Raw genomic sequence first — 26,989 nt, forward strand, 5'->3', positions numbered from 1 at the left:
AAGTGTTTTTTACAAATTTTTCGCTCAGGAAAAACTGAACCCTAATTCTCTTTAAGCGGTACAAGCTACTTTTTTTAAGCCTTGGCAAAGAGATCCTCAGCCAAAGCCAGTGGGTCTATCCTAGATATACTTCACCCCCAAAAGGTAGCAGGTGGTTTGCATTGCGGTTTCCAGCGCACTGCCATCCTGACGGATTTTGGTCAGCAGACTGGCACCCAACCACATCTGGTACAGCATCAAAGCCACAGACTGTGCATCCATATTCGGCGACAAAGCCCCATCGCAGCGTGGCTCATCCAGCCACTTCGCTAGACGCTCGATCACCTCATTGGTTCCCTGCTTAAAAACCTGCCGCATGGGTTCAGATAAATCGGCCACTTCTGCGGAAAGCTTAACCACCATGCACTGATTCGCTGGGCTACATGCGCCTTGAGACATCAGCCAAGTGCCCCAGTAGTGCATTAACCGCTCGCTACCGCAATCGTATTGCGTCTCTAAAGACTGCATATGCCGCTGATAATTGACAAAATAACGCTCTAAAAGCGCACAGCCAAAGTGCTCTTTTGAGGGGAAATAGTGATAAAACGAACCTTTAGGCACTTCTGCCGCCTTTAAAATCTCAGCCAGCCCCACAGCGGAGAATCCCTTCCCCCTGAGAATGGATTCGCCCACTGCCAATAAATGTTCGCGTGTATCTTCGTGTTTTGCCATGGACGCAGTCTCCCATAAAAATAGACCAGTCGTCTAGTTATTTATATAGGGTGGATACGTTCTTGTGCCCATCCTACGGTTTTATAGGGTGTACAACGACGCAGTCGTTGCGCACCAAGGGGCGGTGCGCAAGAAAAACGACTTGCACACCCTATAAAAATAATTTTCCACTCTATTTTTTAGTGATGCCTATAGGGCACGTTTTTGTGCCCCACCATCAATCCAGCAAACCTTCAAACAAAGGTGTTGATAGATAACGCTCACCAAAGGAGGGAATGATCACGGCAATCAGCTTGCCTGCGTTTTCTGGGCGCTTGCCTAGCTCAATGGCGGCCCAGGTTGCGGCTCCTGCAGAAATCCCAGCCAAAATGCCTTCTTGTGTAGCAAGGGCACGCGCCGTTGCAAAAGCGTCTTCATTCTTTACCCGAATCACTTCGTCATAGCTTTTGGTATTCAAAACACCCGGCACAAAGCCAGCGCCAATCCCTTGAATAGGGTGTGGGCCTTTTAGCCCTCCGCTCAACACTGGGCTAGCATCTGGCTCAACGGCCACCGCTGTAAATGAAGGTTTACGCGCTTTTAATACTTCCGAAATCCCTGTGATTGTGCCACCTGTACCCACACCGGCCACCAGAATATCAATCTGGCCATCGGTATCATTCCATAACTCTTCAGCCGTGGTACGGCGGTGGATTTCTGGGTTAGCTGGGTTTTCAAATTGCTGCAGCAACAAGTAATTACTGTGCTCATTCACCAAGGCTTTTGCTGTAGCGATCGCCCCACTCATCCCTTCTGCCGCAGGCGTCAAAACCAAAGTAGCGCCATAGCCACGTAATAATGCACGACGCTCTTTAGACATACTTTCTGGCATAGTGAGGACTAATTTATAGCCACGTGCGGCACAAACCATGGCTAGACCAATACCGGTATTGCCGGAAGTAGGCTCCACAATCACCGTATCTGGGCCGATTAGGCCAGCTTGTTCTGCTGCATCAATCATCGCCACGGCGATGCGGTCTTTTACAGAGTGCGATGGGTTAAAAAACTCCAGCTTAACAACGATCGTTGCCCCACTCGCTGCTGCAACGCGGTTTAACTTTACTAAGGGCGTATTGCCGATCAGATCAGTGATGCTATTGGCGATTTTCATAAGCCACCTTGAAGTCAGATTGATGATTGATTACAACGGCTGGATCATTAGCAATTAAAATGCATAAAAATTCTAAGGAAAGATCGATGAAAGTTTATCGCGTAGGCGGTGCTGTAAGAGACAGATTACTAGGGCTTGCCGTTAAAGATATCGACTGGGTAGTGGTAGGCAGCACAGCAAAGGCCATGCAAGCACAAGGCTACACACCCGTTGGCAAAGATTTTCCTGTATTTTTACACCCCAAAACTCACCAAGAATATGCCCTAGCCCGTACCGAGCGCAAATCCGGCCATGGTTACAAAGGCTTTACCGTATTTGCAAGCGAAGACGTTACTTTAGAAGAAGACTTGCTGCGGCGCGACCTCACCATTAATGCGATCGCCGAGGATGAAAACGGCCAGCTCACCGATCCCTTCAATGGCCAAGCAGATCTTAAGGCTAAACTATTACGCCACGTCTCCCCCGCCTTTAGCGAAGACCCCGTGCGAATTTTGCGCCTCGCACGCTTTGCTGCACGTTTTAGCTTTGATGTGGCTCCAGAAACACTCACCCTTATGCAGGAAATGGTAAACAGCGGTGAAGTCGATCATTTAGTGGCAGAAAGGGTGTGGCAGGAATTTGCCAAGGGGCTGATGGAAAACACGCCATCCAAGATGTTTGAAATGCTGCGCCGCTGCGGTGCACTAGCGCGTATTGCACCAGAGATCGACGCACTATGGGGGGTGCCGCAACGCGCCGATTACCACCCTGAAATCGATACCGGCGTACATGTAATGATGGTGCTGGATTATAGTGCCAGCCAAAAATGGCCACTCACTACCCGCTTTGCGGCGCTCTGCCACGATCTGGGCAAGGCCATCACGCCTGCTCATATTTTACCTAAGCATATCGGCCATGAAGCACGCGGTGTGGCGCTTATTGAGGCTTTATGTGAAAGATTGCGCGTACCCAGCGATTGCCGAGATTTAGCCCGCATGGTGTGCCGTGAGCACACCCATGTTCACACTGCATTACAGCTGCGCCCTGCTACAGTGCTCGAAGTATTTCAGCGCTGCGATGCCTTCAGAAAGCCAGAGCGCTTTAAAGAGATACTCAATGCCTGCCTTGCCGATGCACGCGGACGCACCAATTTTGAAAATTGCGACTATCCGCAAGCCGATTATTTACTCAAGCTGCTGGCCGCGGCCAACACTGTGAATAACGGTGAAATTGCCCTCAGCTGCACTGATAAAACTCAGATTCCTGAAAGAATCAAGCTGGCCAGAATTGCTGCTATTAAAAACCAAATAATCGCGCTTTAAAAACCTGAACATAGATTATGCTTGCCAGTTTCAGCCTCAACAGCCGTAAGCTAATTTTCATACTTTTTAAAACCGTTTTAATTAAGAAAAACAATATGTAAGCAGTATGGAACCCATCATTTTTGTAAGTAAAATAGCTTGGTCCATATTGCACATCATGACAAATAAATTCAAACGAAACCAAGCATGGTGATCAATAGTGCTGCAAATACCCAACATAAAAAAACAGCCTCAGATTCAGCCTTTTATGGGATAGTAATAATATTTTTACAACTTAAAAACTGCAGAAAACATACGAGCATAAGACTGACCAAAATTCAGCAACTGGAAATATGCAATGCATAAATATCACAACTAAAACCAAATAAATTAACAAAAAGAAAACAACTAACATACTGATATAAAAGATTATAGTCAATCAACACTAAGCTTTATTTGCTTACTCTATTAATTCACGCCCCTCCTAGATATCATGCTTAAGCAAAATACCTTGCTATCAACAATTAACTAGACGTAGAAAAGCCCGCCGATTACTCGGCGGGCTTTTCACAGAATGCTTTGTATTAAACAAACCGAATCACCTTTAGGAGAGATAATTAGTGGCTTGATACAAACCTTAATACATGAAAGCATACTGATACTGCATTGCGGAGAATAACACGATATTAATTCCCCAGAATAGTTTTAATTATGGTTAAAAGTTGTAGGCCTTTTCGCCATGGCTGGTTAAATCTAGACCTTCGCGCTCTTCTTCTTCTGGAACACGCAAGCCAATGACCAAATCAACGAGTTTGAAAGCAATGATAGACACCACTGCAGACCAAATGAGCGTTGTCCCCACTCCAATCGCCTGAATTTTAAGCTGTGCCAAAATGGAATAATCAGCAACAACCTTATTCGCCACATAATCCCAAACCCCTACGCCACCCAACGCTGGCGACGCAAACACCGCAGTAAGCAAGGCACCCAAAATTCCACCTACGCCATGCACACCAAACACATCCAAGGCATCATCTGCGCCCAGCATGCGCTTTAAACCATGCACACCCCATAGGCAAATCACACCAGCCAACAAGCCAATCACCAAAGCACCACCTACACCAACAAAGCCACAAGCCGGTGTAATCGCCACCAAACCTGCTACTGCTCCAGATGCCGCGCCTAAGAGCGAAGGCTTGCCTTTAAGCATCCATTCAGCCAAAAGCCAAGACATCGTTGCAGCAGCCGTTGCCAACCAAGTATTAATAAAGGCCAGTGCCGCAATGCCATTGGCTTCTAATGCGGAGCCTGCATTAAAGCCAAACCAACCAAACCACAGCAATGAAGCGCCAATCATGGTCATGGTTAAGCTGTGCGGCGTCATGGCTTCACGGCCAAAACCAATCCGCTTGCCAACCATAATTGCACCAACCAAACCTGCAACCGCAGCATTAATATGCACCACCGTGCCGCCAGCAAAATCGAGCGCGCCTTTTTGAAAGAGGAAACCAGCCGTTGCAGTTGCAGTATCGGCTGCGGCTTGCGTGAGATAGGCATCGGGCCCTGTCCAGTACCAAACCATATGTGCCATTGGCAGATATGAGAAGGTAAACCAGATCGCGCAAAAAGCCAGCACGGCGGCAAACTTAATCCGCTCGGCAAACGCCCCGACGATCAAGCCGCAGGTAATCGCCGCGAATGCGCCTTGGAAAACCACGTAAATCAGCTCAGAGATCCCTACCCCTTTACTAAAAGTAGCCGCGATTGAATCGGGGGTCACGCCTTTGAGTATAACTTTACTAAAAGAACCAAAGAACGCATTGCCTTCAGTAAACGCCAGTGAGTAGCCATACACCACCCACAGCACAGAGATCATGGCAAACACAGAAAACACCTGCATCAGCACCGATAGCATATTTTTAGAGCGAACCAAGCCACCATAAAACAAGGCTAAGCCAGGAATAGACATCAAAATAACCAAAGCTGTGGAGATAAACATCCACGCGTTATCACCTTTATTAATGACGTCTACAATGGCAACTGGGGCAGACGCATCCGCCGCAAAACTTTGCGCCGCAGTGGCGCTGAATGCAAATGCTGTTAACAATTTTTTCATCGTCTCTCTCCAGCAAAGTTTTTATTTATCAGATGGCGGCTTCGCCAATTTCACCGGTTCTAATCCGCACCACATGCAGCAGATCAAATACAAAAATTTTGCCATCACCAATTTTGCCGGTATTCGCTGCTTTTTCGATGACCTCTAGCGTTTGCTCCAGCTGATCATCACCAATCGCTACTTCCACTTTGACCTTAGGCAGGAAATCCACCACGTATTCAGCGCCACGATACAGCTCGGTATGACCTTTTTGGCGGCCAAAACCTTTCACCTCGGTAACAGTTAAACCCTGCACGCCGATTTCTGACAAAGCTTCGCGAACTTCATCGAGTTTGAACGGCTTAATAATCGCAGACACGAATTTCATGGGGTGCTCCTTTTTAAAAGGGTAGTGATCTCACGTATCAGCACAAAGCATGCCAAGCAATAAATCGACCAAACTTCAGGGGCTTAGCAAAAGCATGCACCAACAATAGACGTTCTATGGTGCACTGCAACTAAATTTTGCACCAGAGTAGTGCATATCCCCAACACTGTGCAGATGTAAAACACACGCCAACCCAGCCTAATTACAGCCGCTTCTGCTAAACTAAAACCCAATCAAACAAGGAGTACTACACCATGTTAAAAGACAAATTTTTTGACGAAATCGCCAGTAAAATATCTGAAGCAATTGCCGCCAGCCCTGCTAAAGATATGGAAAAAAACGCCCGCGCCATGATGGCATCGGCCTTTACTAAAATGGATTTGGTAACGAGCGAGGAGTTCGAAATTCAACAAGAAGTGCTGCTGCGCACGCGTGAAAAATTACACGAATTAGAAGCTAGAATTAATGAACTAGAAACCAAGCTAAACGCCAATAATCCACAAGACGCACTATGATTTTTAGCCGTAAAGCCCCCGAGTCATTGCAAACAGAGCGTTTAAGCTTGGTTCAAGCAAACCCTAAGCAAGCTAAATTATGGGCTGGGTTTCAGCAGCAAAACCGCGCCCATTTGGCCCCTTGGGATCCGCTACGTGATGAAGCGTTTTTTACGGCATACGCTTGGCAACTACGATTAGAAAATGCACGGCTGCAATATCAGCAAGGCTCAGCGGCTCACTGGGCCTTGTTAGATAAATGCAGCGGTGAAATGCTAGGGCAATGTAGCTTCAGCAATATTGTGCAAGGCCCTTTTATGGCATGCCATCTGGGCTATTCACTCGCGGCGCATGCTGAAGGAAAGGGGCTAATGTTTGAAGCACTCAGCACCGCTATCGAGCATCTATTTTGCACTCGGGATTTACACCGCATCATGGCCAACCATCTCCCCAGCAATCTGCGTAGCGCCCAGTTATTACAACGCTTGAACTTTGAAAAAGAAGGCTATGCGCGCTCTTACTTAAAAATTGCGGGGCGATGGCAAGATCATGTTTTAAATTCACTCATCAATCCGGCACATAGCCAAATAAGCGTCTAAAAATAACTCTGTTTACTAAAATACTGAATAGGTTTGCCCCCAAAGCCAGCAAAGCCTCAAAGTGACCTTAAGCAATGTGCCTAGCCATATCGCAGCCTGTACCATCCGCCACTTTTTTAAAATGAGCGTTTATCGAAAGGAAGCATAACAATACATAAGTATGCCGCTAAGTTCGTAGGCACCTTTTGGCCAGTACTTGGCGGCTACGGCAAGCGGCCTTCCCCAGCCTTGGGATTGGCTTTGTAGGGGTTTCCTTAGCTTTTAGTCTTACTGTTCTCCCCATGGCCTACGCGATAGGCCATATTTCTGGCTACCATCTTAACCCTGCGGTTTCTATCGGCCTGGGCTGCCAAGCGCTTCCCTACTAATCAACTTATCCCCTATATCGTTGCCCAGGATTTAGGCGGGATTGTGGCGGCAACCGTCCTCTATTTTATAGTGACCGGTAAGGCAGACTTTACGACCCTCGGTGGTTTTGCTTCAAATGGCTGCGGCGAATACTCGCCAGGTAAGTTTTCTATGGCTGCCGCGCTGATTGCCGAAGTGGTGATGACCATGATGTTTCTGATCATCATCCTGGCTGCAACCGATAAACGTGCTCCACAAGGCTTTGCGCCGATTGCCATTGGCTTAGGCCTCACGCTCATTCACTTGATTAGCATTCCCGTGACCAATACATCGGTAAATCCAGCACGTAGTGCCGCAGTCGCGCTATTTGCAGGCAACTTCGCCATGGGCCAACTATGGTTGTTCTGGCTTGCGCCGATTGTGAGTGCCATTTTAGGTGCCGTGGTCTACCGCTTTATTACTGGAGAAGATCAGCCTGCTTAAGCGGGGCGTTAAAGACGCGCCTTAAGCGCAAAAAAGCCGACCTAGATGATAGATCGGCTTTTTACTTATTCGGTTGCGGAGCCGGCCGATAAGCCGGGTTTTGTAGCCTTGAGTTACCCCAAGGTGACAGTCATTCCTCTAGGCCCAGCATTGCTACTGGGCTCGTGCAACCTACCCGTAGACTCGGCGGACCACCTCAACGTCTACTGCTTGGTCTTGCTCCGGATGGGGTTTACCCTGCCGTCCGTGTTACCACGTCCGCGGTGCGCTCTTACCGACAAACCTTGCGGCCTGCATCCCTGACGGGAACACCTTTTCACCCTTACCTGATCCCAATCCGGCCTTGTATCAATAAAGGCTTTTAACTTGGGCCATCGGCGGTTCAGCTCTCTGTTGCACTTTCCGTCGCCTTGCAACGCCCGGTCGTTAACCGGCATCCTGCCCTATGGAGCCCGGACTTTCCTCCCCCATACCCTAAAAGTATGGCAGCGACTGTCTAGCCTGCTCCGCAGCGGCGGATTATCACACCTCTGTGGCTGCTTGTGCAAATGGCAAACCGCTTATTTGTGATAAATCACCGGCCATTTGCTGCGCTTTAGCGATTCCACGATGGCTGGCAGGGAAATAAGCAAACACAAAGCGGCGCTTTGTTTCCCCGTCCTCCGTTGTAATTAAGCTTAACCAAACGCTGTCTTTACCAAAAACATTGGGCTCTTGTGTTAGTTCTACCCGCTCAAAACCGCTAACTGGTTCACTCTTACGCCAAAGCGGCAACAAGCCTAGCAGCATGGTACGGCGCTCCAGCAGCTTGCCATCGGTAAATTGCTCACTAGGCAGGCTCCAAAACATCAACCCTAGCGCGATCATGGAATACCAAAACACGCCAAAAAAATGATTCTCAAAATGCACTGAATCGACTAACGGCTGGCCCCACCATGCGGCAGCAATCATCGCCGCGCCAAACAACCACCAGCTTAATTTACTGATGCCGCGGTGAGTTAGGCTTGTTTTCAAATTCTGTTTCAAACTAGCTTCCAATGGATTTCTTCCCCAGCACGTAAAGGCACGACATTGTGCTCGCCAAATGGATAACTCTCAGGCACTGTCCAGCTTTCTTTGACCAGCGTCACCGTATCGGTATTTTCTGGCAGACCATAAAAAGCGGGGCCGTTTTTAGAAGCAAACGCTTCGAGTAAATCAAGCGCCCCCACCGATTCAAAGGCCTCGGCGTATAAAGCCAGCGCAGCATGGGCGGAGTAAATGCCCGCGCAGCCACAGGCGGCTTCTTTGGTGTGCTTTGCGTGAGGTGCACTATCGGTGCCTAAAAAGAACTTTTTGCTTCCCGATGTCACTGCAGCTAAGAGCGCACGACGATGCTCTTCACGTTTTAGTACTGGCAGGCAGTAATGATGCGGGCGAATCCCGCCAGTAAACAGCGCATTGCGATTCATTAATAAGTGCTGCGGGGTTACCGTGGCGGCAATATTGTCGCCCGCCTTCAGTACATATTCAGCCGCCTGCTTGGTGGTGATATGTTCAAACACAATTTTTAACTTAGGCAAACGCTGTTGTAGCACCATCAGTACGCTATCAATAAATGCCGCTTCACGATCAAATACATCGACATGCGAATCGGTGACCTCACCGTGGAGTAAAAAAGGCAAACCCAGCTCGGACATTTTCTCTAGGGCTGGCATCACTTTATCAAAACTGGTCACTCCAGAATCTGAATTCGTGGTGGCCCCAGCCGGATAAAGCTTCACGGCTTTAACAAAGCCACTTTGTTTGGCTTTGACCACTTCTTCCGGCGTGAGATGGTCAGTCAAGTACAGCACCATCATCGGATCAAACTGCACACTTGCAGGCAGAGCTTGCAAAATCCGTTGGCGATAAGCAAATGCCGCATCCACTGTTGCAACCGGCGGCTTCAGATTCGGCATCACAATCGCACGGGCGAATTCGCGAGCGGTGTGGGGCAAAACGGCAGCCATTAAATCGCCATCGCGTAAATGCAGATGCCAGTCATCAGGTCGGATAATTGTGATTGATTTGCTCATATTTTTATTCTCTGTCTTTATGAATGAGTAACTGATGTTTAGCACCCTATGCTCTTCATCAAAGGTTTTTAGTTCGCAATTTTCAAAGGCTGCGTAACATCAGCAGGTAAACATGTTTGGCCTGACTCTTAGCGTTTGCGAATCAAAAACAAAAATTTATTCTCTTGTGGCCAGGTCTCGATCAACTCATGGCCGGTCTGGCGACAAAAGGCGGTGAAATCAGTGGGCGTGGCGGGGTCGGTGCAAATGACATGCAGCACTTCACCACTTTGCATAGTGGCCAGCGCTTTTTTAGTACGCAAAATAGGCAAGGGGCAATTAAGCCCACTTAAATCAGCGGCTTGCTGGTGCTCTGGGCGGCTGGACATGGCTGTCTCTAGGCGGGGAAAAGTCTATTGTAGCAAGCAAGTCAAGCCCCACTGTAATCACGTGCCAGAAGTAGTAGTCACTTCGGGAAAAAAACATCATAAAAGGGGAAAAATACCAATTAGCAAGTACTTACCTGCAATTAAGTTTCGCTTCATAGTGTTACGGTTTAATCCCCTTCCTCATTCACACTCCAGAGAGAAAAATATGAAAATCATCAACTTATTTGCCATCAGCACCTTAGCCATCTCCTCCTTGGCCATGGCCGACCGCTATGAAGACTATTTCCACTGCACAACGGCGCCAAAAACTGAATGGATAGCAGGCAGCGATGCCCATGCCAAAATCGTGGCCATGGGTTACAAGGTCAAAGAATTCAAAGAAACAGCCGCTTGCTATGAAATTGAAGGCTGGGATAAAGCTGGGCAAAGAGTAGAGGTCGCTTTCGACCCTAAAACGCTGGCCGTTGTACGCTCCGAACTCGATCGTTAATTTCCTTATTAAGAACTGGGAGCGGCTTGCCCACACATTCTTAGCTCCCAGATTCTTCTGCAACACGGTGCAACTTTGCTATCTACGCAAGCTTGCACTTTTTACTTGCAGAGCCCCCTAACAGCCTTTCGATTATCTGCAGATCACTTACTCTATATTTATGCAAAAATACGTCTTAGCTAAAGCATCAGAGTTGAGCGGGGATACTCAATAACTTACCCCGCCACATGAGTAACTGATGTTACGAACCCATTATGAAAAATCAATGGGTTAGGATTTTCCCAATCAGCTGCAGAGCGCATTCCACCTAAAGGCCTGCGTAACATCAGATAGTAAGGATAAAACAATGCCCCATTCCGATCTGACCTCCCAAACTGAAGCCCGCAATCATGCGTCAGCCGCCACCCGTAGCACTTGGGTCAGCGTGCTGGTTAATATTATTTTGGCCAGCGCGCAAATTGTGCTTGGCCTGTTTGCTCATTCTCAGGCACTGATTGCCGACGGGATTCATTCACTCTCTGATCTGGTGGCCGATGGCGTGGTGCTTTTTGCTGGGCATCACAGTAAAAAAGATGCGGATGAAGATCACCCTTATGGTCACCAACGCTTTGAAACCGCCGCCTCACTGATTATTGGCCTGATTTTGCTGGCAGTGGGCATTGGCATGCTTTGGGCTGCGTTTAATAAACTTGAAGAGCCTGAGACTATTCAAAAAGTACACATCATCGCGCTGTGGGTAGCGGGTACGGCTCTTATTGCTAAAGAACTGCTATTTAGATATATGCTGAGCGTGGCCAAACGGGTGAAATCCAGCATGCTGATCGCCAATGCTTGGCACGCCCGCTCGGACGCGGCATCGTCGCTGGTGGTGAGCCTCGGCATTATGGGTAATTTGCTTGGTTACCCGATTCTGGATCCGATTGCGGCGCTTTTAGTGGGCTTTATGATCAGCAAAATGGGCTGGCGCTTTAGCTGGGATGCCCTGCACGATTTAATGGACAGAGCAGCCGACGACGATGAAGTTCAAGCAATCAAACAAACGCTATTAAGCACGCCGGGCGTACTGGGCGTACACGATCTGCGGACGCGCAAAATGGGCGACATGATTGTGATGGACGCCCATATAGAAGTTGCCGCACAAATGACCGTTGAGGCGGGTCATGATATCGCAGTAGAGGCCAGAAAGCGCGTACTGCAGCGGCACAGGGTATTAAACCTGATGACCCATATTGATCCATCTAAGCGGCCCGATCTTGATCATCAGCCTGTGCTTAAGGTGTCAAAAAATCATCATTGAGAGAAAGAAAAAAAGACACACATTGATACAAGCTTAAGTTTAGCTTAATGATGGCATGGTGAAATGCACTCACACCCTTTTACCACTACGAAGGAATCACCATGAAAATCAACCTATTACTTGCCATCGCCACGCTGGCTGCCTCTTCTTTTAGTATGGCTGACTACAACTACTGCACCACCCATCCCAAAGCCGAATGGTTGGCTGGCAGCGTAGCCCACACCAAAATTGTAGCTATGGGCTACAAGGTGAAAGAATTTAAAGAATCTGGCAATTGTTACAAGATTGAAGGTTGGAATAAAGAAGGCCAAAAAGTAGACGTTTATTTCGATCCAAAAACCTTAGACTTAGTTAGATCTAAATTAGACAATTAATCCCCTTCTTCTGCTAAAGCCAGTAGAGGGCCATCAAGGATAAATATGCGCTTACTACTGGTTGAAGACGATGCCCTCCTAGGTGATGGCATTACCGAGGGCTTAACTGACGCAGGCTTTGTAGTCGACTGGTTAAAAGATGGCGAATCGGCAAGATTAGCGCTAATGACCGAACATAGCTTTGATGGCGTGGTGCTGGATATCGGCCTGCCGCGTATGGATGGCTTACAGCTTCTGGCGTGGATACGCCGTGAGCGCGGCCATCTGCCGGTGCTGCTGCTCACGGCCAGAGACAGTATTGAAGATCGCATCAAAGGCCTTGATGCTGGAGCAGATGATTATCTAATCAAGCCCTTTGCCCTGGGCGAGCTGTGCGCAAGGGTACGGGCCTTGGTGCGCCGAGGCAAAGGCAAGCGCGATGGCGAGCTATGCTGGCAAGATTTGGCACTCGATCCTGCTCATCAATCAGTGCAACAAGCGGGCCAGATGCTCAACCTGACTGCGATGGAATACCGCCTGCTGCATCTGTTAATGGCGAATCATCCGCATTATTTATCACGCCCACAGCTCGAAGAAAAGCTTTACGGCTGGCAGCAGGATATTGAAAGTAACACTCTGGATGTGCATCTCTCACATTTACGCAAAAAACTACACAATGTGGTGATCCGAAATGCCCGTAATATGGGCTGGCGTTTGGAAGAAAAAGAATGAGACTTTGGCTACAAAGCGCATCGCTCGCCACAAGACTAACGCTGCTGGTGCTATTACTCACTTCGCTCACTTGGGCCGCATTCAGCGCGGTTCTGCTTTATGAAACCCACGATGAAGTCAGCGAGCTACTGGATAAACAGCTTTATGTTTATACCGAGCTGCTTTGGCAAAGCCTAGACGACAGCGACGATTTAAAAATCTTAATCAGTGGCAAGCCCGATCACTTACCCCGTGTGGTTTTTAGCCTCTACAGCAGTGAAGGCAAGCTTTTGCTCTCCAGCAGTGAGCATGTTTTGCCCTTTCAAACCGAATATGAGAAAAAAACCCGCACCATCACGCTGGATGATCACCGTTGGGAAATAGCCGTTCGCCAAAATGATGAGCGGCAACTTATCGTGGGCGAGCCACACCAAAAGCGCGAGCAGTTGATTGATGAAATCATTGAATATCTAGGTATCACCGCCATGATTGCCTTGGCCATTCTATTGCCACTGCTGCTCTTGGCTATTCGACAAGGATTACTGCCACTGCGTGCCGTCGATGCCGAGCTGGCCCGCCGTGCGCCCGATAATCTGGAAGCGCTCACCCTCGCCGTGCCACGCGAAATCGCCCCATTGCGCGATCGGCTCAACACACTCTTTGCTCAAGTGAGCGCCACCTTAGAAAAAGAGCGGCGATTTACTGCCGATGCTGCACACGAGCTACGCACGCCGCTAGCCGGATTACGCGTGCAAATCGAGCTAGCCCAAGGCAGCCCAAGGCCAGAAACCCGCGAAAAAGCACTCAAACAGGCCCTGCTTGGCGTAGACCGTGGCACCCATTTAGTAGCGCAACTATTGGAGCTGGCCCGCTTAGACTACGCAAGCATTAAAACCGAGCTAAGCATTGATATGGTGCAGTTGGCCAAGCAAGCACTCCAAGACGCTGGATTAGCGCAAACCTGCCTGCAAGCAGAAAACGCCTCAACTTGGCATGGGCACGCAGGGTTGCTGGCCCTATTGCTGCGCAATGTGCTCGACAACGCAAAACGTTATGCAGGTGAAAACGCTGAAATAACGATCAGGATCAAGCAAAATTCCATCTGCATTAGCGACAATGGCCCCGGCGTTCCCGCTGATGTCATTACCCGTCTTGGTGAGCGTTTTTTCAGGCCCGTAGGCCAAAGCCAAACAGGCGCAGGGCTAGGCTTATCGATTGTGCATAGAATTGCCGAGCTGCATCAAGCCGCCGTCACAATGAGCAGCAAAAATGGCTTTCAAATCACTATAAGTCAGGAAAAATAAGATGCCGCTTCAACACCAGCACCCGCACGATCAGCCAGGTGGGCATAACGAGCATCACAATCACACCTTTGATCATGCGCATCACCACCATAATCACGGCAAGCCCAGCTCGCAAAAAAGGCTATTACTGGCGCTGATTATCACCGGTGGTTTTGGCGTTGTTGAGCTGGTAGGTGGGGTAATGACTGGCTCGCTGGCGCTAATTTCAGATGCCGGCCACATGTTTACCGATAGCGCCGCGCTGCTTTTGGCGCTAATCGCCAACTTAATTGGCCAGCGCCCCGCCAATGCAGAAAACTCCTATGGCTATGCGCGGGCGGAGGTGATCGGCGCACTGATCAATAGCTTGGTGATGATTGCACTGGTGGTATGGATTGTGGTGGAAGCGATCAGCCGCTTAATGCATCCTCAGCCCGTGAACGGCATGGGGGTGATGATTATTGCGGTGATTGGCCTGCTGGTGAACATCATCTCTGCTTGGCAGCTATCGCACGATCATGACAATCTAAACAGCCGTGCGGCGATGATTCATGTGCTGGGCGATTTACTAGGGTCGGTTGCGGCGATTACCGCTGGCGCAGTCATTTACTTTACTGGCTGGAAAGCCATTGATCCTATTTTATCGGTTTTTGTATCCATGCTGATTTTGCGCTCAACTTGGAATCTACTTCGCCAGACCACCCATGTGTTAATGGAAGGCGTGCCACAACAGTTAAATCTAGAAGAAATCGGCAACGCCCTCGCCACAGAAAAAGGCGTGGTGCAGGTCAATGACCTACATGTTTGGAATATATCTGGCGACAAAGTGGCGCTCTCTGCACATATTGTGATCGAAAAGCCAGAAACGTGGCCCTTGCAGCTTAAACATATCAACCATATGCTAGGCGAGCGCTACGGCATCCAACATATTACCTTGCAAGCCACATGGTTTAGTATTCGCCCCACGCGTAGTATTCCTATCCGCCGCATCCCACATTGACAGGCCAGCTGTACATCTTTGTTTAAGGATTAATATGCAACGTTTTATTCTAGTCGCCCTGCTTGCCTTGCCTTGCCTTGCCAACGCCTCCGAATTCAGCAATAGCACCCCACCAGGAGTAGAACATACCGGCGGGACTACTATTTCACGTCTACTGAAAGACACACCACTGCCTGCGCCTGAAGAAAAAGAATTCACCAAGCCAGATCCTAAAAAACTCGAAAAATGGCAGGAATTTGTTGCCAATTACGATTCCAGAATGAATAAATTTGAAGTAGCGCTAGATGGGATTGTAATCGGTGAAGATGAAATTATTCGCTATGCAGCGGCCGTAACCAGCAAGGGCAGCAGTGTAAGAAATGTTAGCTTTGAAGGCATTGATTGCAAAACCAATCAATATCGCAGCTATGCCTATTTAAGCGGCGATCAATGGCAAAACCTCAACCGGCCTTGGGAGCTGATCTTTAAAGATAAACGCAATGGCTATCAATACAAATTAGCCAAAGAGTTTTGCTGGGGCGGCGCGCCCACCTCAGTAGAAAAAATCGTCGATGCCATGACATCTAACGTACCGCTTAAGATTGTTCGGTAACTTAGAATATGAAATAGCGATTGGGCGCACTCGATAATACAGAACGCCCAATCGCAGCTTAATTTGCAAGGATGCAAAGTCTACGAGCAATCCGCTCGGTTACGTGAATAAAGGCAAGCAATGGGCAGGATCACCTCTTGACCATCTTGCTTGGCTAAGCCCCCATCAGCACCATATTATCCCGATGAATCAGCTCTGATTCATCAATATAACCCAAAGTGGCTTCAATCTGCCCAGTGGGTAAACACATAATGCGGCGGGTTTCAGCGGCGCTGTAATTGGCCATGCCTCGAGCAATTTCTAGCCCCGTGCTATCCACACAACTCACCACATCCCCACGTAAGAAATCACCCAGCGCTTCTTTTACGCCTATCGGCAGCAGGCTAGAGCCATGCAAACGCAGGGCACGCACCGCGCCTGCATCCAGCACCACGCTGCCTTTAAGCTGCAAGTGATCGGCAATCCATTGTTTTTTGGCGGCCAACGGTGTGGATTGAGCAGTTAGCTGAGTGCCAATTCGCTCACCCAAAGCTAAACGAGTCAATACGCTAGGCTCGCGCCCGCTGGCAATCACCGTTGAAGCACCGCTACGCGCTGCACGTTTAGCGGCAATAATCTTGGTATACATCCCGCCCGTGCCCACACTAGAGCCCGCACCGCCAGCCATTTCTTCTAAATGCAAGTCCCCAGCCTCGGCCTCTTCTACCAAGCGGGCATCTGGGTCTTTACGTGGATCGGTGGTAAACAAGCCACTTTGATCGGTCAAAATAATCAGCGCATCGCCTTCAATCAGATTGGTCACCAAAGCACCTAAGCTATCGTTATCACCAAATTTAATTTCGGCGGTGACGACGCTATCGTTTTCATTAATGATGGGAATTACGCCCAGATTTAGCAGCGTCATCAGGGTAGAGCGGGCATTTAAATAGCGGGTGCGGTCGGCTAAGTCTTCGTGCGTCAGTAAAATCTGCGCAGTTTTTAAACCATGCTGGCGAAATGCGCTTTCATACGCTTGGCACAATCCCATCTGCCCAACCGCCGCAGCAGCTTGCTTTTCGTGTACTGACGTCGGCTTTTGTGTCCAACCCAAACGCGCCACGCCTTCGGCGATTGCGCCAGAGGAGACCAGCAACACTTGCTTGCCCATTTTTGATACTTCGGCAATTTCCTCCGCCCAACGCAAAAGGGCCGCGTGATCTAGGCCGCGACCTTCATTGGTAACTAAGCTGGAGCCAACTTTCACCACAATGCGGTGTGCTGCGTGAATAATGCTTTGCGACATAGCCATTTCCTTAAGCAAGGCCTCGCATTATCCTAGAAACGATCACAAACTGCTTTGTTTTGATACAAAAAACTACAGGAGTCTCGAAAAAACTATATTTCCAAATAAGACGAGGCCCGTAGTAAAAAATTGATGTTGTATATATTTGATATCTAAGTATATTTTTTAATGCGCAACACAGCATTATGACGAAAGATGAAGTTTTCATGACTCGCTAAGTCCAAACGCTTTCAAAATGCACTAATCCCCTCTACCCTTGTCAGATCAAGCACAATCAGCCGACTAAACCACTAATCCCCCTTAAAATCGAGCTTGCCACGATGCGCTTTAGTAAACCCATTCTCTTTATTACCTGCTTGCTGCCCCTGCTTTGGATTGCTATTTCTACAGGGCAAGCGGTTAATCCTATTGAGTTTTTAACCCGCCAAACCGGCACTTGGGCGTTAAATTTTCTAATGATTACCCTCTGTGTAACGCCGTTACGCCGCTTAACAGGCTATGGCAAGCTCCTGCTCTACCGCCGTATGCTTGGCCTCTATGTGTTTTTTTACGCCTTTATCCATGCAGTCACATTCTTTGTGTTTGACCATGGTTTAGACCCTGCCGCCATTTTGCACGATGTAATCAAGCGCCCTTTTGTAACGATTGGTTTTTTAGCTTTTATATTATTAATTCCACTCGCGGCAACATCAAATCAAGCTGCAATTAAAAAATTAAAACGGCAATGGCAAGCATTACATAAGCTGGTTTATTTAATTGCCAGCTTAGGTGTATTGCATTACTTTTGGTTAGTAAAAAAGGATTTAACAACACCGTTAATTTATGCGGGGATATTGGCGATTTTATTTTTAATGCGCACACCCTTTGCAAGGCGTTTTGATAAGGCTAAACTGCAAAAAAATACATAGGCTCAGAGAATGGAGGAGTGCAAAGTGCACAAAGGAAATATGCTAATAAATTTCTTATATTTTGCAGCTCTACTCTGTGCTTTTAGCCGTGATTTGCTTATCCCGCCTTCGAGTTATTTATCCAAGAGCGGGAATTAAGTGCATTAAGCAGCAGAAACTTAAAAACACACACTTAATACACGTTTCTAGCGAATCATTCAGCAACTTCTTCTCTCTGGTTTTCTCTATTTAATCGATATTTACATATTTTTATTGATGTCAACTTGGTGGAATCAAAAACCGCGAAACGTCGATATTCCATTTTTCTGGCGATTCATGACCCGTAATTTTATCCGCCCCACCCAAGCCCATGGGTTTAGCCAAATTAATTTCTACTGGGGTAATATAAGCATTTGCCTTAGTACTAAAAATAGCTTTTACCCTTGGCATTAATAAATTACCTTCATTTTGCTCCAGCACCACGGCCAAACGGCCAGATTCTAATTTAACTAAAGACCCTACAGGGTAAATCCCCACCGTGCGCATAAAGGCTTGCACTAGCGTTGGGTTAAAATGAAATTTACTCCATTCCCAAAGTTTTTTTAATCCTTCCGAGGCCGGCATGCCTTTGTGATAACAACGATCCGAAGTAATTGCATCATATACATCCACTACCGATGCCATTTGCGTTAATTGAGTAATATTTTCCCCTGGCAATCTATGCGGATAGCCACTACCATCCATACGCTCATGATGATGTAGGGTAATTTCTAATGGAATATCACCAATTGAATCCACTTGCGACAAAATCTTAAAACCTTCCATTGGGTGTGAGCGCATTACCTCAAACTCTGCCTCTGTTAATCGGCCTGGTTTATTTAATATTTCGTTTGGTACCATTGTTTTGCCGGTATCGTGCAATAATCCACCTATACCCGCTTGCCGAATTAGCTCTGAGGGAAAATTCATACTTTTTGCAAACGTAACCATTAAAGTACACACGCTTACCGAATGCAAAAAAGTATATTCGTCTTTATCTTTAATTCCAGACAATCCCAATAAAGCACTGCTATTTCTTAAAATAGAATCGGTAATTGCTTCAACGACTTCTTCTACATCATCCATATGAATCGCTTTGCCCATCCGCGCATCCTGCATCACCGTGCGCACCAATGAATGAGCCTGCTTATGAATTTTTTTAGCGCGCGACATTTCTTCTGTTGTAGAAACCTGAATTACCGGCGCAGGGGCAGTAGCGGCCAAAACCATTTCCGCCTCAATAGTTGCATTTACTTCATCCACCGTTGGGGCATGGGCGTAATCCAAGCCACGGTCGGTATCGATGTAAACCTCATGCGCGCCCGATGCCATGATCTTTTGTAAGTCTTCTTCCGTTTTTACCACAAATTGCTTACGCAAAAATGGATGGTCCATCCAATCCACATTCAGATCATGGATATACATGCCAATTTTTAATACTGATGAGGGGATTTTTTTAATCATGGCGGCTTGCAGATACAATGAAGGTCATTAACTTCATCTTAGAGCTAAGGCTCACTTCTCGCTCATGTACACACTTACTTTTATCAATTCGCAGGAGTCCAGCCGTCTGGAAGTGACTGCCGAACCTGATAGCATGTTGATAACTTCTGTCAGAAAATTAGTCAACGATGGAAAATTACAACTGGCTTGGCGCTGCGGCCAAGGCACTTGTGGAGCATGTAAAGTACGCTTAGAACACGCTGGCAGCGGCGCAATGGTGATGCTAGGAGCCAAAGAAAAAAACGTAATGGCCCGCCACGCAGGGCTAGCAGCAGACTCCCCCCTAAGCATCCCCGACACCCCAGCCCTCATCCGCCTAGCCTGCCATATTCAAATCAAAAGTGATTTAACGATTTATGTTTAAAGCGGCTTAAAACCCAAATTTTGAACCACAGGAAAATGTACTTAGCGGGGTTTTCTCTGTGCGCACCATGCTCTCTGTCGCTCAAAATTTGGATTTAAATCTGCACGGCCCCCATTCTGCAGCTAATCGCTTGGGTGGCTTGCAGCAGCCTTTGCACCAAATTACTATCTGCTGCGGGCTGCAGGGCAGACGATGCCGCTCCCACTACGGTAACCACCGCAATAATTTGCTGGCGAGCATCAAATACTGGGGCAGAGATGGCATCTACACCAGAAATCAATAAGCCTTGAATACTGTGCCAGCCCTGAGCGCGGATCTCTGCTAATTGCAAATTAAGCGTCTGCAGCGCCCCCTTGGTCAAGCCCGCCTCCTGCTGCAAGAGCTGCACCTCCTGCGCTGGCAGATAGCTACTAAACACCAGCCCTGTGGCCGATTTAAACGGCGGTAATACCGATCCTACTTGGGTAATCAAGCTGATAGATCTAAGCGCCTGCTCTACCTGCACCACCGTCGCACCTTTATTACCCCACACCGCAAAAAACACCGTTTCATTCAGTTGATCACGTAGTTGCAGCAGGTAAGGCGTTGCGACTTTTAGCACATCCATTTTACCCAACGCAATCAAGCCCACCCGCAGCGCCTCATGGCCCAGTGCGTACCGATTACTGCCTGCATCCTGCTCGGCAAAACCGGTGGCAATCAAGGCCTGTAAGTAACGATGCACTTTACTGGCAGGCATGGCCAAATACTCCGCCAAGCGAGAGAGCGAGGTGCTGGGAGCCAAATCAGCCAGTGCTTTTAAAACCTGTGCCGCCACCTCGGCCGAGCCCACGCTCTGCCTACGATCTGCCATTACCATGTTGTTTGCCACTTAAACGCCATAAAGCGCGTTTATAACTTGACGACTTTTTAAAATCAAATTATGTTTTGCGTAAATATATTACGCACAACGTAAAAGGGGGCACCATGCCACACGATACAAGTACTTTGTCTTACCTTTCTGGGTTTGGGAATGAATTTGCTAGCGAGGCATTAGCAGGTGCCTTACCTAGCGGCCAAAACTCGCCGCAAAAAGCCCCTTATGGCTTATACCCAGAGCAGTTTTCTACCAGTGCTTTTACTGTGCCCCGCGCCGAGCTGCGCCGTACTTGGATGTATCGCATCTTGCCTTCAGCTGCGCATAGCAAATTTGAACGCCTAGAGCGCCAGCGCCCCAATAGTACATTAGCGGCCATTACCCCCAATCGCCTACGTTGGGATCCGCTACCACTGCCTAATACGCCCACTGATTTTATTGATGGCCTAGTGACGATGGCGGCGAATAGTGACTCGCCCGAAGGCGTATCGATTCATCTCTACCGCGCCAATATTTCGATGCAGCGAGTGTTTTTTAGCGCCGATGGCGAGTTTTTATTTCTGCCACAACAAGGCCGTATTCGCTTGGTGACAGAACTAGGCATCTTAGAAATAGAGCCCGAAGAAATCGCGGTGATTCCTCGCGGAATGAAGTTTCGTGTCGAGCTATTAGACAGCAACGCCAGTGGTTATTTATGCGAAAACCACGGCTCACCGCTACGTATTCCAGATCTAGGCCCGATTGGTAGTAATGGCTTAGCTAATCCGCGTGATTTTCTTGCGCCGGTTGCTGCTTATGAAGACATCGATCAAGCCACAACTTTGGTACAAAAATTTTTAGGTGAATTCTGGGCCTGTCAGCTTAGCCATTCACCGCTCAATGTAGTGGCTTGGCACGGCAATAGCGTGCCGTATAAATATGATCTACGCCGCTTCAACACCATAGGCACCGTGAGTTACGACCACCCTGATCCATCCATCTTTACCGTACTCACCTCACCCTCTGCCATTACCGGCCAAGCCAATGCGGACTTCGTTATTTTCCCTCCACGTTGGATGGTAGCTGAAAACACCTTCCGCCCACCTTGGTTTCATCGTAATCTTATGAATGAATTTATGGGGCTGATCCGTGGCGAGTACGATGCAAAAGCGGGTGGTTTTGTGCCAGGCGGCGCTTCTTTACACAATGTTATGAGCGCACACGGGCCGGATGCCAAAACATTTATCAATGCCAGCGCCACTGAATTGCAACCGCAAAAAATAGAGCGCACGATGGCATTTATGATTGAAACCCACGCGGTCATCCGCCCTAGCCAATACGCTATGAAATGCAGCCAGCTACAAGCAAACTACGACGATTGCTGGGCAGACATGCCAAAAACATTTAATAAAAATCAGATTTAATCATTGATGCAGGGGAAACCCAAGTCTTAAACCACAGAGGGCACAGAGAACACGGCGTTTCACAGAGAAAATCTAAATTTGCTAAAGGTCGCTTAGTGATGTCGTTTGGCGTATCCCAAAGATACGCCTACGAAACTAAGGACAGCAGCTAAAACGGCTGCCCTTCTCCGTGTATCTCCTTGTCCTCCGTGGTTCAAGACTAGCAGCCTGTCGGACTTAGACGGTCGAAGCGAAAAATTGCATGATCGAGGCCAGATTTTGCCGGATTTGCAGCGCCAATAACGAGTTATTGGTCAAAAATCTGGTGAAATATAGGCCGATCAGGTGATTTTGCAGCTGACTGATGCTAAGTCCGACAGGCTGCTAGGGTTTTGCTTGCTTTCATTCAACAGCTTTGGGATATTTTTATCCACCTAAGATCAACGGAATCCCTGATGACCTCTACCGCCACTTCTTATCGCCGCAGCTGGGTTACTTCCGCAAACGAGCACCGTGATTTTCCGCTACAAAACCTACCGTTTGGTATCTTTAGCCCACAAGGCCTGCCACCACGCGGCGGCGTTGCCATCGGTGATGTTATTTTTGATTTACAAACTGCATTAGAAAATAGCCTCTTCACTGGCGTAGCCCAAACCGCCGCCCAAGCCGCCAGTGGTAAATCGCTGAATGCCTTCTTTGCCCTGCCAAGCACGGCAAGATTGGCATTGCGCGAGCGTTTATTAGAGTTGCTGGATGCCGATTATCCACAGCTCAAAAATCTGCAAGCCCAAGGCGAGGCACTGCTGCGCCCAGCGGCTGATTGCACCATGCACCTACCCGCCAAGATTGGCGACTACACCGATTTTTACACCGGCATTCACCACGCGGTGAACGTGGGCAAACTATTCCGCCCAGATAATCCCCTGCTGCCTAACTACAAATATGTGCCGATTGGCTACCACGGCCGCTCGTCCACCATTTACCCAAGTGGCTATGCCGTACGCCGCCCTCTCGGGCAAACGCTAAAACCAGGCTCTGAAATGCCCACGCTCACGCCAACAGCAAGGCTGGATTACGAGCTAGAGCTGGGTATTTGGATTGCAGGCAGCAACCCGCAAGGCGAGGGAATTACCATTGAAAACGCGCCAGAACATATCGCCGGTTTCTGCCTATTAAACGACTGGTCGGCCCGCGATTTACAAGCTTGGGAATACCAACCGCTTGGCCCGTTCTTAGCTAAAAACTTTGCCACTACCGTGTCACCTTGGGTGGTAACGGCCGAAGCACTTGCGCCTTATCGCAGCGCACAAGCGCCCCGCCCAGAAGGCGATCCGCAACCCCTGCCATATTTATTTAATAGTGAAGATCAAGCCAGCGGCGCTTTTAATATCGAGCTAGAAGTCCTGCTGCATACCGCAGCGCAAAAAGCCCAAGGCCTACCGCCGCATCGACTCGGCCTATCCAACACACTGAATATGTACTGGACCGTGGCCCAGCTGATTACCCATCACACCGTCAACGGCTGCAGCCTGCGCCCGGGTGATTTACTCGGCACCGGCACGCTATCGGGCCCTACACCTGATTCTTTGGGTAGCCTGCTGGAAATAAGCAATGGCGGCAAACAAGCAATCAAGCTGAATTCTGGCGAAGAGCGCTGCTTTCTTGCTGACGGCGACGAAATTATCATGCTTGCCCGATGTAAAAAAGAAGGCCACCCAAGCATCGGCTTTGGCGAATGCCGTGGAGTGATTTTAGCTGTTTCGTAATTTCGTAGGGTGGGTTAGCTCGGTTGTTTGGGCGTAACCCACCATGATGCATCGGTTTCGTAGTACAGGTGAAACTCTTTAGTGCCTAGTCGTTTTAGTGCCTTCGGCACGTTTATTTAGGAGCGGTAGCCACCGCTGGGGCCTTCCTTTCTTGAACGGCCAAGAAACGAAGCCAAAGAAGGCCGCCCCACGAAACACGAAGGCCCCTGCACTGCGGACAATCGAGTCGGCGGCATGCGGGATTGGCTCGCTGCCTCGCTCCCTGGCCGAAACCCCGCCCCGCGTGTTCCTCGCTCCGGCGTGTTTCAAGGGGACTTAAAGCCCTATGCGGAGATCGTTGTTATTACGTTTTTTCATTGTTTACTGAAAAAATGCAAACGGCTTAGCGCACATGGGGCTTAACCGCCCTACGACAAATATACATAAGGTTTAAGCATGGAACTCTACGGCTATTACCGCTCCACCTCATCCTACCGTGTGCGCATTGTGCTGGCGCTCAAAGGGCTGGCTTATGAAGCCATACCGGTCAACCTACTTAAGAATGAGCAAAAAGACGCGGCTTATCTCCGCGTCAATCCGCAAGCGCGCGTCCCCGCTTTGCTAGATCAAGCTCAAGAAGTGATTATCCAATCGCCAGCGATTATCGAGTATCTGGAAGAGCGCTATCCAGCAACGCCGCTACTGCCCAAAGATCTATTTGAGCGGGCCAAGATTCGTGGTATGGCGGCGCTGATTGCTTGTGATGTACACCCGCTGCATAACATCAGCGTGCTCAACTATCTGCGCCAGAACTACCAATGCAAAGAAGACAATATTACGGCGTGGATTAATGAATGGATGAGCCAAGGGCTGGCTGCAGTTGAGCAATTGATTGGCGAGAGCGGCTTTTGCTTTGGTGAAATCAGCGTGGCAGACGCCTACCTGATCCCACAGCTCTACGCGGCCCACCGCTTTAATGTGCCTCTCGATGCTTACCCAAAAATCCTCAGAGTAGAAGCCCTCGCCAACGCACATCCAGCCTTTATAGCGGCCCACCCAAAAAATCAGGCAGATAGCCCAGAATAGGTCAAAAACCTAAGATCTGTAGACACAGAGAACACGGCGTTAAAAAGCAGCACACTAAGAAAAACCTAAGAGATTAAGGCATTTAGCTTTTCTCTGTGTGCTCTGTGTTCTCATTTAGCTCTGTGTCTTCAGAACTTTTTGAAGTTTTTAGTACGAACCCAAGGAATCGACATGCAAGAAGCGCTTTGGACTCCCTCCCCTGAGCAGGTTGCTGCCACCCAAATGGATGCGTTTCGCCGCCATATCAATCAAGCACATCACCTAGACTTGGGCGACTATGCCCAACTACACGCTTGGAGCGTGGCACATCGGGAATCTTTTTGGCTGGCGATTGTCGATTTCTTTGCGGTGCATTTTAGCCAAGCAGCTAGCGAGGTCCTTAGCGAAGGCTCCACCATGCCAAGCGCCAGTTGGTATAAAGATACCGAGCTTAACTTTGCCGAACATCTGCTGCGCCGCAGGGATGATCACCCCGCGCTAATTGCCATTGGCGAAGATGGCTCCCGCGAGGTGCTAAGTTATGCCCAGCTAGCCGCGCATGTGGCAGGCTTACAAAAATCACTCGCTGCCGCCGGTATTGGCTTTGGCGATCGTATCGCTGCCTTTATGCCCAATACTTGGCAAACCATTGTGGGCACGCTGGCAGCGGCCAGCCTTGGCGCAACGTGGTCTTCTTGCTCACCCGATTTTGGCACGCAAGGTGTGAGCGATCGTTTTGGCCAGATAGAGCCCAAAGTCCTGATTGCCTGTGCGGCTTATCGCTATGCGGGTAAAACCATTGCCCTTGCAGACAAAATCAAAGAAATCGTCACCCGCCTGCCTTCCGTAGAGCAATTAGTGATTGTTCCCTATGCAAATCCTGATGCAGAGGCCAAAGACTTTAAAGCGGGTCACGCCAAGATCACGCTATGGGATGATTTTTACCAAGCGGGTGGCGAGCCAACATTCACCCCTGTTCCCTTCGCCCATCCGCTCTACATCATGTACTCCAGCGGCACGACGGGCGTTCCCAAATGCATCGTTCACGGCACTGGCGGCACGCTACTACAACACGTTAAAGAGCTGGGCCTGCACACCGATCTCACCATGGGCGACACGCTGTGCTACTACACCACCTGCGGCTGGATGATGTGGAACTGGATGGTATCCGGCCTTGCCTTGGGCGCTAGCATCGTGCTGTTTGATGGCTCACCGTTTCACCCCAATGCCGACCGGCTGATTGATTTAATCGATCAAGAAAATATCAGCATCTTTGGCACTAGCGCAAAATACTTGGCGGCCCTAGAAAAAGCGGGTGCTAAACCAAAACAAACGCACCGCTTAGAACACTTAAAAACGATTCTTTCTACCGGCTCACCGTTATCGCACGAAAGCTTTGAATACGTTTACCGCGATATTAAACAAAACCTCTGCCTCTCTTCCATTACAGGCGGTACCGACATCATCTCCTGCTTTGCCTTAGGCAACCCCGTGCTGCCGGTATGGAGTGGCGAGCTGCAATGCAAGGGCTTAGGCATGGCAGTTGAGGTATGGAATGACGCAGGCCAGCCCGTCATTAGCGAAAAAGGCGAGCTAGTATGCACCCGCCACTTTACCGCTATGCCTATCAGCTTTTGGAATGACCCCGATGGTGAAAAGCTAAAAGCCACTTACTTTAGCCAATACCCCGGCATCTGGGCGCAAGGCGATTACGCCGAAGAAACCATCCACGGCGGCGTCATTATTCATGGCCGCTCAGATGCGGTGCTTAACCCCGGCGGCGTGCGCATCGGCACGGCGGAAATTTATCGCCAAGTAGAAAAACTGCCAGAGATTCTAGAATCCATCGCCATCGGCCAAGACTGGGACAACGATGTACGGGTAGTGCTCTTTGTGCGCTTACGTGTAGGCGTGGAGCTTAGTGATGCGCTACAAAACAGCATCCGCCAAATCATCCGCAGCAACACCACCTCACGCCATGTGCCCGCTAAAATCATTCAGGTCAGGGATATTCCCCGCACCATCAGCGGCAAGATTGTCGAGCTGGCGGTGCGCAATGTGGTGCATGATCGGCCGGTAAAAAACACGGATTCACTGGCTAATCCAGAAGCGCTAGAAGAATTCAGAAACCGAGCTGAGCTAGCGACTTAGCACCCAAATACCTAGC

Annotated in this window: 26 protein-coding genes, 1 other RNA gene and 1 pseudogene; 17 read left to right on the forward strand and 11 right to left on the reverse strand. The window is 48.9% G+C overall.

All coding sequences use genetic code 11. The annotated features are described in order from the left end of the window. Window positions 1–120: 120 nt before the first annotated feature. Window positions 121–711, reverse strand: a complete 591-nt coding sequence (locus tag C1H71_RS07060; RefSeq protein WP_130105916.1) for a TetR/AcrR family transcriptional regulator — start codon at window positions 709–711, stop codon at window positions 121–123. A 217-nt stretch (window positions 712–928) separates the two neighbouring features. Then, the gene (gene cysK, locus C1H71_RS07065; RefSeq protein ID WP_130105917.1) at window positions 929–1,861 is read right to left on the reverse strand and encodes a cysteine synthase A; all 933 of its coding nucleotides are present in this window, start codon (window positions 1,859–1,861) and stop codon (window positions 929–931) included. Window positions 1,862–1,947: 86 nt separating this feature from the next. On the opposite strand from cysK, the gene C1H71_RS07070 reads away from it, so the two are divergent. Further along, on the forward strand, window positions 1,948–3,162 hold the full coding sequence (locus C1H71_RS07070) for a multifunctional CCA addition/repair protein (RefSeq protein WP_130105918.1): 1,215 nt from the start codon (window positions 1,948–1,950) through the stop codon (window positions 3,160–3,162). 694 nt (window positions 3,163–3,856) lie between these two features. Here C1H71_RS07070 and C1H71_RS07075 read toward each other — a convergent pair. Together C1H71_RS07075 and glnK are read right to left on the reverse strand one after the other, a co-directional pair. Next, complete coding sequence (locus C1H71_RS07075; RefSeq protein WP_130105919.1) at window positions 3,857–5,257, reverse strand: ammonium transporter; 1,401 nt, start codon at window positions 5,255–5,257, stop codon at window positions 3,857–3,859. A 28-nt stretch (window positions 5,258–5,285) separates the two neighbouring features. Further along, a complete protein-coding gene (glnK, locus tag C1H71_RS07080) occupies window positions 5,286–5,624 on the reverse strand; it encodes a P-II family nitrogen regulator (RefSeq protein WP_130105920.1) in 339 nt (112 codons plus the stop codon). A gap of 254 nt (window positions 5,625–5,878) precedes the next feature. Between glnK and C1H71_RS07085 the strand changes: the two genes are divergently transcribed. The 3 genes and pseudogenes from C1H71_RS07085 to aqpZ all read left to right on the forward strand — a co-directional run bounded on the left by C1H71_RS07085 (window position 5,879) and on the right by aqpZ (window position 7,548). Continuing rightward, window positions 5,879–6,139: an accessory factor UbiK family protein gene (locus C1H71_RS07085; protein WP_130105921.1), complete on the forward strand. Its 261-nt coding sequence runs from the start codon at window positions 5,879–5,881 to the stop codon at window positions 6,137–6,139. After that, entirely contained in the window at window positions 6,136–6,717 is a 582-nt protein-coding gene (rimJ, locus tag C1H71_RS07090; protein WP_130105922.1) for a ribosomal protein S5-alanine N-acetyltransferase, read from the forward strand. The genes C1H71_RS07085 and rimJ overlap by 4 nt, the downstream gene beginning before the upstream one ends. A 281-nt stretch (window positions 6,718–6,998) precedes the next feature. Further along, window positions 6,999–7,548 (forward strand): annotated as a pseudogene (aqpZ, locus tag C1H71_RS07095) (aquaporin Z). Window positions 7,549–7,621: 73 nt separating this feature from the next. Here aqpZ and rnpB read toward each other — a convergent pair. The 4 genes from rnpB to C1H71_RS07115 form a co-directional block, all read right to left on the reverse strand. Further along, an RNA gene (gene rnpB / locus C1H71_RS07100) (RNase P RNA component class A) lies at window positions 7,622–8,056 on the reverse strand. 14 nt (window positions 8,057–8,070) lie between these two features. After that, complete coding sequence (locus C1H71_RS07105) at window positions 8,071–8,574, reverse strand: hypothetical protein (RefSeq protein ID WP_130105923.1); 504 nt, start codon at window positions 8,572–8,574, stop codon at window positions 8,071–8,073. Beyond that, a complete protein-coding gene (gene pyrC / locus C1H71_RS07110) occupies window positions 8,571–9,605 on the reverse strand; it encodes a dihydroorotase (protein WP_130105924.1) in 1,035 nt (344 codons plus the stop codon). The genes C1H71_RS07105 and pyrC overlap by 4 nt, the downstream gene beginning before the upstream one ends. 128 nt (window positions 9,606–9,733) lie before the next feature. Beyond that, on the reverse strand, window positions 9,734–9,973 hold the full coding sequence (locus C1H71_RS07115; protein WP_130105925.1) for a sulfurtransferase TusA family protein: 240 nt from the start codon (window positions 9,971–9,973) through the stop codon (window positions 9,734–9,736). 205 nt (window positions 9,974–10,178) lie between these two features. Between C1H71_RS07115 and C1H71_RS20620 the strand changes: the two genes are divergently transcribed. The 7 genes from C1H71_RS20620 (at window position 10,179) to C1H71_RS07150 (ending at window position 15,699) form a co-directional block, all read left to right on the forward strand. Next, complete coding sequence (locus C1H71_RS20620; protein ID WP_188053640.1) at window positions 10,179–10,463, forward strand: PepSY domain-containing protein; 285 nt, start codon at window positions 10,179–10,181, stop codon at window positions 10,461–10,463. A 346-nt stretch (window positions 10,464–10,809) separates the two neighbouring features. After that, on the forward strand, window positions 10,810–11,760 hold the full coding sequence (locus tag C1H71_RS07125; protein ID WP_130105927.1) for a cation diffusion facilitator family transporter: 951 nt from the start codon (window positions 10,810–10,812) through the stop codon (window positions 11,758–11,760). 101 nt (window positions 11,761–11,861) lie between these two features. Further along, window positions 11,862–12,134, forward strand: a complete 273-nt coding sequence (locus tag C1H71_RS07130) for a PepSY domain-containing protein (RefSeq protein WP_130105928.1) — start codon at window positions 11,862–11,864, stop codon at window positions 12,132–12,134. Between the two features lie 45 nt (window positions 12,135–12,179). After that, window positions 12,180–12,845: a response regulator gene (locus C1H71_RS07135; protein WP_130105929.1), complete on the forward strand. Its 666-nt coding sequence runs from the start codon at window positions 12,180–12,182 to the stop codon at window positions 12,843–12,845. Then, complete coding sequence (locus C1H71_RS07140; protein WP_130105930.1) at window positions 12,842–14,128, forward strand: ATP-binding protein; 1,287 nt, start codon at window positions 12,842–12,844, stop codon at window positions 14,126–14,128. The genes C1H71_RS07135 and C1H71_RS07140 overlap by 4 nt, the downstream gene beginning before the upstream one ends. Window position 14,129: 1 nt before the next feature. After that, window positions 14,130–15,107: a cation diffusion facilitator family transporter gene (locus C1H71_RS07145; protein WP_130105931.1), complete on the forward strand. Its 978-nt coding sequence runs from the start codon at window positions 14,130–14,132 to the stop codon at window positions 15,105–15,107. Between the two features lie 34 nt (window positions 15,108–15,141). Next, the gene (locus tag C1H71_RS07150) at window positions 15,142–15,699 is read left to right on the forward strand and encodes a CNP1-like family protein (RefSeq protein WP_130105932.1); all 558 of its coding nucleotides are present in this window, start codon (window positions 15,142–15,144) and stop codon (window positions 15,697–15,699) included. Between the two features lie 154 nt (window positions 15,700–15,853). Here C1H71_RS07150 and proB read toward each other — a convergent pair whose 3' ends face one another. After that, entirely contained in the window at window positions 15,854–16,981 is a 1,128-nt protein-coding gene (proB, locus tag C1H71_RS07155) for a glutamate 5-kinase (protein WP_223146008.1), read from the reverse strand. 320 nt (window positions 16,982–17,301) lie between these two features. Between proB and C1H71_RS07160 the strand changes: the two genes are divergently transcribed. Further along, window positions 17,302–17,889 carry a protein-methionine-sulfoxide reductase heme-binding subunit MsrQ gene (locus C1H71_RS07160; RefSeq protein WP_130105934.1) on the forward strand — a complete coding sequence of 196 codons (588 nt, stop codon included), beginning with the start codon at window positions 17,302–17,304 and terminating at the stop codon, window positions 17,887–17,889. Between the two features lie 258 nt (window positions 17,890–18,147). Here the strand turns inward: C1H71_RS07160 and C1H71_RS07165 are convergent, their stop codons facing one another. Continuing rightward, window positions 18,148–19,371, reverse strand: a complete 1,224-nt coding sequence (locus C1H71_RS07165) for an HD-GYP domain-containing protein (protein ID WP_130105935.1) — start codon at window positions 19,369–19,371, stop codon at window positions 18,148–18,150. Between the two features lie 64 nt (window positions 19,372–19,435). Between C1H71_RS07165 and C1H71_RS07170 the strand changes: the two genes are divergently transcribed. Continuing rightward, entirely contained in the window at window positions 19,436–19,774 is a 339-nt protein-coding gene (locus tag C1H71_RS07170) for a 2Fe-2S iron-sulfur cluster-binding protein (RefSeq protein ID WP_130105936.1), read from the forward strand. A 94-nt stretch (window positions 19,775–19,868) separates the two neighbouring features. Here the strand turns inward: C1H71_RS07170 and C1H71_RS07175 are convergent, their stop codons facing one another. After that, window positions 19,869–20,645, reverse strand: a complete 777-nt coding sequence (locus C1H71_RS07175) for an IclR family transcriptional regulator (protein ID WP_223146009.1) — start codon at window positions 20,643–20,645, stop codon at window positions 19,869–19,871. A gap of 95 nt (window positions 20,646–20,740) precedes the next feature. Between C1H71_RS07175 and hmgA the strand changes: the two genes are divergently transcribed. From hmgA to C1H71_RS07195, 4 genes are all read left to right on the forward strand, one after another. Further along, window positions 20,741–22,033 (forward strand): homogentisate 1,2-dioxygenase, encoded by a 1,293-nt coding sequence (hmgA, locus tag C1H71_RS07180; protein ID WP_130105937.1) that lies wholly within the window; start codon window positions 20,741–20,743, stop codon window positions 22,031–22,033. Between the two features lie 434 nt (window positions 22,034–22,467). Beyond that, the gene (gene fahA, locus C1H71_RS07185; RefSeq protein ID WP_130105938.1) at window positions 22,468–23,778 is read left to right on the forward strand and encodes a fumarylacetoacetase; all 1,311 of its coding nucleotides are present in this window, start codon (window positions 22,468–22,470) and stop codon (window positions 23,776–23,778) included. A gap of 435 nt (window positions 23,779–24,213) precedes the next feature. After that, a complete protein-coding gene (maiA, locus tag C1H71_RS07190; protein WP_130105939.1) occupies window positions 24,214–24,843 on the forward strand; it encodes a maleylacetoacetate isomerase in 630 nt (209 codons plus the stop codon). Between the two features lie 171 nt (window positions 24,844–25,014). Then, a complete protein-coding gene (locus C1H71_RS07195; RefSeq protein ID WP_130105940.1) occupies window positions 25,015–26,973 on the forward strand; it encodes an acetoacetate--CoA ligase in 1,959 nt (652 codons plus the stop codon). Window positions 26,974–26,989 lie beyond the last annotated feature (16 nt).

The sequence above is a fragment of the Iodobacter fluviatilis genome (assembly GCF_004194535.1).
In the GTDB taxonomy this organism is placed as follows: Bacteria; Pseudomonadota; Gammaproteobacteria; order Burkholderiales; family Chitinibacteraceae; genus Iodobacter; species Iodobacter fluviatilis_A.